8 protein-coding genes are annotated in these 6,446 nt (G+C 46.3%); 2 read left to right on the forward strand and 6 right to left on the reverse strand.

The window, feature by feature from the left end:
• The first annotated feature begins 257 nt into the window (after window positions 1-257).
• Together E5S67_RS06090 and E5S67_RS06095 are read left to right on the forward strand one after the other, a co-directional pair.
• Entirely contained in the window at window positions 258-1,085 is an 828-nt protein-coding gene (locus E5S67_RS06090; RefSeq protein WP_172186174.1) for an ATP-binding cassette domain-containing protein, read from the forward strand.
• A gap of 14 nt (window positions 1,086-1,099) precedes the next feature.
• A complete protein-coding gene (locus E5S67_RS06095; RefSeq protein WP_172186175.1) occupies window positions 1,100-1,870 on the forward strand; it encodes an ABC transporter permease in 771 nt (256 codons plus the stop codon).
• Here the strand turns inward: E5S67_RS06095 and E5S67_RS06100 are convergent.
• From E5S67_RS06100 to E5S67_RS06125, 6 genes are all read right to left on the reverse strand, one after another.
• On the reverse strand, window positions 1,855-2,010 hold the full coding sequence (locus E5S67_RS06100) for a hypothetical protein (protein WP_172186176.1): 156 nt from the start codon (window positions 2,008-2,010) through the stop codon (window positions 1,855-1,857). The two genes, E5S67_RS06095 and E5S67_RS06100, sit on opposite strands and share 16 nt — an antisense overlap.
• Before the next feature lie 276 nt (window positions 2,011-2,286).
• The gene (gene uraD / locus E5S67_RS06105) at window positions 2,287-2,787 is read right to left on the reverse strand and encodes a 2-oxo-4-hydroxy-4-carboxy-5-ureidoimidazoline decarboxylase (RefSeq protein WP_172186177.1); all 501 of its coding nucleotides are present in this window, start codon (window positions 2,785-2,787) and stop codon (window positions 2,287-2,289) included.
• Between the two features lie 25 nt (window positions 2,788-2,812).
• On the reverse strand, window positions 2,813-3,037 hold the full coding sequence (locus E5S67_RS33140; protein WP_246276640.1) for a hypothetical protein: 225 nt from the start codon (window positions 3,035-3,037) through the stop codon (window positions 2,813-2,815).
• 205 nt (window positions 3,038-3,242) lie between these two features.
• Window positions 3,243-3,605 (reverse strand): hydroxyisourate hydrolase, encoded by a 363-nt coding sequence (uraH, locus tag E5S67_RS06115; protein ID WP_172186179.1) that lies wholly within the window; start codon window positions 3,603-3,605, stop codon window positions 3,243-3,245.
• 111 nt (window positions 3,606-3,716) lie between these two features.
• Entirely contained in the window at window positions 3,717-4,877 is a 1,161-nt protein-coding gene (gene hpxO / locus E5S67_RS06120) for an FAD-dependent urate hydroxylase HpxO (protein ID WP_172186180.1), read from the reverse strand.
• Window positions 4,878-5,109: 232 nt separating this feature from the next.
• Window positions 5,110-6,333, reverse strand: coding sequence for a glycosyltransferase (locus tag E5S67_RS06125; protein WP_172186181.1), 1,224 nt, complete (start codon window positions 6,331-6,333; stop codon window positions 5,110-5,112).
• Window positions 6,334-6,446 lie beyond the last annotated feature (113 nt).

Here is a 6,446-nt window from a genome sequence, read left to right on the forward strand (position 1 = left end):
TTATTTGGTTTTTGTCAAAGAACAATCAAATAAATAAGTTGTTATTTTCGGCGGCACTGGCTGATGCTGCGATCGCTTACTTGCTTGTGCGAAAGTTTGTATTCTCTGATACAGCACAGTTCCCAATTATCAACAATAAATAGATAAATTTGAAATTGTTTTTGTATACAGGATAGAGGTGACGGGATAATGTTGAGATAATACTGTTTACCGCATCCACATCTGAGTTTCTATTAAAGAAAGGAGGTAGACTAATCGTGGTACAGCCTAAAATTATAACAGATACGATCGAAACGCAAGAACCGACTCTTTTGGAATTCGATCGGGTGGGCTTAGAGTATCGAGTTGACGGGCAAACCAGGCGAATTATTGACGAGATTTCTCTGTCGATCGCCCAGGGGGAATTTGTGTCGTTTGTGGGGCCGAGCGGCTGCGGTAAAACTTCTATTTTGAGGATGGTCTCCGGGCTATCTCCAGCCCCGATCGGCGAAATTCGGATTCGGGACAAAAAGATTACCAAACCGCTCAAAAATGTCGGAATTGCGTTTCAAAATCCCGTGCTGTTGCCTTGGCGAAATACCCTCGACAACGTACTGCTGCCGCTGGAAGTAGTGCAGCCTTACAAGCGGGAATCTAAAGATCCGAAGCGGCGCGAAAAGTTTGTGCGCCAAGCCCAAGAATTGTTAGCTACAGTCGGATTGCAAGACTTTCAGAAACAGTTTCCCTGGCAATTGTCGGGAGGAATGCGGCAGAGGGCTTCCCTGTGTCGGGGGTTAATTCACCAACCGGAAATACTGCTGCTGGACGAACCTTTTGGGGCGCTAGATGCTTTCACCCGCGAGGAAATGTGGGTGATGCTGCAAGATTTGTGGATGCGGGTGAAGTGCGTTTGCATCCTGATCACTCACGATTTGCGGGAGGCAGTTTTCTTATCGGATACAGTCTATGTAATGGGCCCGCGTCCGAGTTCGATCGTCTATAAAGTCAAGGTCAACCTGCAACGTCCCTGCACTCTAGATATGATGATGTCGGATGAATTCAACCGCATCGTTGCAGAACTGCGCCGCCACATTCACCGCAATTAAAAAACGAAAAAGCAATGGATAATTTAGAAAAATTTGCGCGCTCAAAAACAGCAAGCATTGTTCTGCCAATTGCTGCCACAATCTTGCTGTTCGTGGTGTGGGAAATTCTGGTATTCCTGTTCAAAATTCCCCCGTACAACTTGCCCGCACCCTCCGCCATCATCGCAGCAACCTTCACTCAAAGCAAGGCACTGATCGAAAACACGGGACAAACCCTGTTTACAACTCTAGCGGGTTTCATCCTCGCCATTGTGGCAGGCGTAGTGCTGGGGTTTCTGATCGGATATTCCCGAATTGCATATATAGTTCTTTACCCGCTATTAGTTGGGTTCAATACTGTACCGAAAGTAGCGTTAGTGCCGCTGTTTGCGCTGTGGTTTGGCATAGGTACGGTGCCGGCAATTCTGACTGCTTTTTTGCTGGCATTTTTCCCGATCGCCGTCAATGTAGCTTTAGGATTAGATACAGTGGAACCCGAGATGAAAGATGTAATGCGATCGCTTGGTGCATCCCAAATCGAAATTTTCCAAAAAGTCGGGTTCCCCCACACCTTACCGTACGTTTTTGCATCCCTAAAAGTAGCAATTTCCCTCGCCTTTGTCGGCGCTGTAATTTCGGAAACAGTAGCATCCAACAAAGGCCTCGGTTACTTAATTGTCACCGCGAGTTCTAACTTTGACGTGCCTTTAGGTTTTGCAGGATTGATGGTTTTGGCTGTGATGGGAACCGTACTTTACGGCTTGTTTGCGGCGGCGGAGAAATACCTGATTTACTGGGCGCGGTGATTGGATGGGCTAAGCCACATCCAGTGCCGGAAAATGCCGTGCAGGTGGCCTACAGGTTCTTCGTGCTGAGCCTGTTTAATTTCTTCTACAGGTACTGGCGCGGGGGATTTTTTTGTGAGTTGGCGATTGAAGAATGTCATATATTTGCCTCCAAGAGAGTGGTTTCTGGGAGACACATGGAAACCTGTCACCATACCAGCTTGATTTGGTATGTCCGAATCTTTTTCTGTGCCTTATGATACTATTATAGAACTTTTTGGGCGAGAAGTATCACCCGATCGGGTGATATTGACTTAGGCATGGGGGCAAAAATTGAATTTTCTTGTGGGGTGGGCATCCTGCCCGCCCGCAACAGGCAAGATGCTTGTTCCACAAAAATTGAATTTTCTTGTGGGGTGGGCATCCTGCCCGCCCGATTAATTTCGGATTGCCGACTCGATCCGAAAGCGGGCAATCTCGCAAATTTCAGCTAAAGCCTGCTGCATTTCAGTTTCAAAGGAATTATCGAGGCGGCTTTTAAATGCTTCGATAATGCTGGTTTTAGTGTGTTTTTTCACCGCAGCAATGAAGGGGAAATCAAACTTTTCGCGGTACGATCGATTCAGGAATTGAAAGCGATCGAACTCCTCAACAGATAGCCGATCTAAACCTACACCTGTCTGTTCGCTAACTGATGCTTCCGCCATTTTTGCTTTGCTTCCTAAGTCGGGATGCGCTTGAATCAAAGCTAATTTTTCGGCATCAGTCATGGCGCTGACAACTGTTACCATTTTGGCGTGCAAATCGGCTGTGGAGGCAAAAGGGCGATCGTCCCAAGTGCGGCGGGCGATGGCGGGTGTGTGTTCAAAAATCTCGCCCAGGGCTTGTGTAAATTCTTCCTGGCTGATTTGGTTGAGTTGAACTAAAGAGTATGGCATTTTGAATTGGGTTGATTAATTTTAATTAGGTTTGTTTTATTCTTTTGGTATCGGAGGAATTATTTTTATTGAACCGCGAAGACGCAAAGGGTACGAAGGAAGAGGAAGAAGGGGGAATAAGTAAATAATCTTCTACTAATGTAACGGCGCGATCTAAGGCAATAATATCGATCGTTTTGGCATCGGCTTCCGTATCGTTGCGGAGGCAAAATTGCACCATTTGAGAAGTCGAATCGTTAATCGGAGTCATCGTATTGACTATAAACTGACCAAGAATTTCTTGATGGTACCCGCCACGTGATTTATCCGTGGAATCAATCCAAAATCTAAAATCTAAAATCCTCAAGCCCCCGAATTTATCCGTGGGGTCAATCCAAAATCCAAAATCTAAAATCTAAAATCGAATCACCCTTCGACTACGCGAGCAGGCACCGCAACTGATAACTAAATTTTATTCAGCTACCTCTATAAGTGCTGTACGACCAAGGGGAAACTAGCAAAGGTACGTGATAGTGTGCAGTGGAATCGGCGATGCCGAACTGAATCGGAACGCTATTTAAAAACGGCGGTTCTGGCAAAGTTTCGGCGCACTGTGCGAAGTATTCGCCAACGGAAAAGACTAATTCGTAAACTCCCGGTTTGAGTTCGCTTTCTGATAGTAACGGAACTGCGGTGCGACCGTCAGCATTAGTTGTTACTGTTTTCAGCAGGGTTTTTTCGCCGGAGTTTGGGTCAATAGATTGCAGGGCGATCGACATATTTGCTGCCGCACAGCCGCGGGCTGTATCGAGAACGTGAGTAGTAAGTTTGCCTGACATTTTTGCAAGGTTAAATGTTAGTGTTCGATCTATTTTGCGCGCTGCAATTTAAATGAAGCCGGTATCCGTAGGGACACAGCAGTGCTGTGTCCTGGCAATTATCTGTTTCTATTAGTGTAACGGGCCGGCCGCGATGACTTTGGCGATCGCATCGGTGACATCAGTTGGCCGTTCATCAGCCAATTGTTCGTACCACTGTTCTGTTACCTGCGGATCTTTACCGTGTATTTGTTCTGCGCGCTGTCGGGCTTTTTCTACAACTGCATTGGCCCGCTGTTTGCGCTCTGTTTCGTAACGTTTTAGCGCGTATTCTACGCCCAAATTCGTACTCAAAAGGTAGTTGCTCAGTACCAGCCCATCTTCCATCGCCTGACAGCCGCCTTGTCCGAGATCCGGGCAGGTGGCGTGGGCGGAATCTCCCAGCAAAGCAACTTTACCGCGAACGAAGCGGTCGATCGGCCCTACGTCGTGAATTTCCGGCCGCGCCACTGCACCCGGATCGAACCTGTCTATCAGCAATTGCACGGGCTCGGCCCAGCCTTGAAAGTGTTCTTTAAGTTCGGCTTTGTATTTGTCGGGATTGGCGGGAGTGCCTTTGGGTAAGGGAACATCTAAGAAAAAATAAAATCGATCGCCCGCTACCGGCATCATTGACGCCCGTTTGTGATCGCCGACATAAATCGCCCAAGTGTTTTTCGGCGCCAGTTCTTCCGCAGCGGGAACTAACCCGTTCCAGTTGATATAGCCGCCGTATTTCGGCTCTACTTCGCGACCCAATATATATGTACGCAAAATCGATCGCACGCCGTCAGCAGCCACTAACAAATCGCCCCGCGCTTTGTCTCCGTTTTCAAAGATTGCTGTTACTCCGGTTTCGTCTTCTTCTACAGAAACACACTTGCGATCGAGCTTGACTTCTCCCTTAAATCCTGCTAGCAACATATTTTGCAAATCTCGGCGGGCAACCGGATAGGGGCGCTGACCGACTTGTTGAATTAGCGGCATTAAATCGATGTCATTCAGGAGTTCGCCGGTTTTGGTGCGGTATTCCATTCGCTCCATTTGCCCGCCAATTTTTGCCATCTTTTCGCCTAAACCGAGTCTGTTGAGAACTTTGACCCCGTTCGACCACAGGGAGATTCCTGCTCCTGCGGGGCGCAGTTCTTTAACGCGATCGTAAATTTCAACTTGATAGCCCGCTTGTTCGAGGGCTATGCCCGCAGTTAAGCCGCCAATTCCCGCACCGATGATGACAACTTTCAAGTCGTGCATTCTCTGTTTCTCCTGCTGAATGACATCTTATTTCCAGAATTGATAACAGTTAAATAACTATTGTTTCCGGTCTGCCCTAGTTGTGAAACTCACTATCTTTTATAATACCAAAATTGCGGTTTTTACTGTATCGTAAATTACTAATTTATGCGGTTTTAGACAATTGCGATCGGCTTTGGTGTGGCATATCCCCGTAGGGACAAGGCATTGCCGTGTCCCTACTGTGGGTATCTTACTCAGCTATAAATTTTGTTAACTCGCCGAGATTGTGCTGAATCGCATTTGTTCCGCGAATATGAGACAAGGGAGAACCTCCGTACAAAAAGCTATTCAAACTAACTTGATAATTTTGCTGAACTGCTAAATCTAGCCACAAATTGTTAATCGCATCTCCCGGCTTGTAGTCTGGAATGTTGTGCTGATAGTAAGGAAAACTGTCTATACAAGTATTGAAAAAGTTCTTGCGCCCGCAATGCTTTAAATACTGATATCGCGGTTTGAATTCTGTTTGATGTTCCAATACTGTATATATAGTATCTGCGAGAGATTCCGGGTCAAATTTGGCGTAAAGACCCGCACCTTCCGGGAAAACTGGCGAGTTTCCTCTGGCGTATTGGTTGAATTCTTCAAAACAAATTACTGGTACGTTGCAACTCATGGCTTCGGTAATTCCCCGGTTTTTTCCTTCGAGAAGGGAACCGAGGACGAATGCTTGTGATCGCGAATAATATGTGGGGATTTCGCTGTAGTAGTCAACTCTCGGCACTAAGTTAATGTAGTCGGAGGGATTTGTTAAAATTTCCTCGACTTGTCGCCATTCTTTTAATGCGTACTCGTCGAGAGTTTTCAGGTTGCTAGCATCAAATTCGTGGCCGCTGACTACTGTTAATTTTATCGGTTTTTGCGGATATTTTTGGCGGTAAACTTTTAAGGCTTTCGCAATAATTGGCAAATTTTTTTCTTCGGAAATTCGGGCGACGGCTAACAAGTCGATGTCTTTGGCGGGGACGTTGCGCGGGGAAATTAAGTATTCGTTAATGAAGTCGGTGTCTTGTAGGGGTATGATTGGTTTGTGGGCGCGATCGACATAAGTTTCGCGAAACCACTTATCTCGCTGCGGGTTTTTGTATAAACTCGAATAGGCATCAGCTATGGGGGCCCAGGAATAGGAGATTCCCGGGGAATAGGCGAAGGATAAAAATACTGAGGAAAGTTGGGGAAATAGTTTGTTGATGAGTTCGACTGCTTCGCTGAAATAAATTCCTTTGATGAAACGCCCTTCGTAAAACAGTGGGGGAAGCAAGACGTAGAAACTGACGGTATCGAAGCGGTGGGGTTGGTCTTCAAATATCTCCCAGGTAAAGGCGTCTAAGTCTGCATAAATTTCGGCGATTGGTTTGTTGATGTGGGGGTTGCGTAAATATGGTTTTTGTCGATCGTAGTTTCCGCGTACCATAGAAGTTTTTTGGTATTATTAGACATCTCCAAAATAGTAACATTTTGTGGTACAAGAAGATCGTAAAGCTTTTTTGAGACAGAAACATGAGCGACATCCTGAATCATATTGAA

The organism is Microcoleus asticus IPMA8 (assembly GCF_013179805.1).
GTDB classification, from domain to species: domain Bacteria; phylum Cyanobacteriota; class Cyanobacteriia; order Cyanobacteriales; family Microcoleaceae; genus Microcoleus; species Microcoleus asticus.

Excerpts from the sequence above, each read along its gene's own strand:
- E5S67_RS06095 (WP_172186175.1), top strand. The coding sequence starts at position 1,100 with ATGGATAATTTAGAAAAATTTGCGCGCTCAAAAACAGCAAGCATTGTT.
- E5S67_RS06100 (WP_172186176.1), bottom strand. The coding sequence starts at position 2,010 with ATGACATTCTTCAATCGCCAACTCACAAAAAAATCCCCCGCGCCAGTA.
- uraD (WP_172186177.1), bottom strand. The coding sequence starts at position 2,787 with ATGCCATACTCTTTAGTTCAACTCAACCAAATCAGCCAGGAAGAATTT.
- E5S67_RS33140 (WP_246276640.1), bottom strand. The coding sequence starts at position 3,037 with ATGACTCCGATTAACGATTCGACTTCTCAAATGGTGCAATTTTGCCTC.
- uraH (WP_172186179.1), bottom strand. The coding sequence starts at position 3,605 with ATGTCAGGCAAACTTACTACTCACGTTCTCGATACAGCCCGCGGCTGT.
- hpxO (WP_172186180.1), bottom strand. The coding sequence starts at position 4,877 with ATGCACGACTTGAAAGTTGTCATCATCGGTGCGGGAATTGGCGGCTTA.
- E5S67_RS06125 (WP_172186181.1), bottom strand. The coding sequence starts at position 6,333 with ATGGTACGCGGAAACTACGATCGACAAAAACCATATTTACGCAACCCC.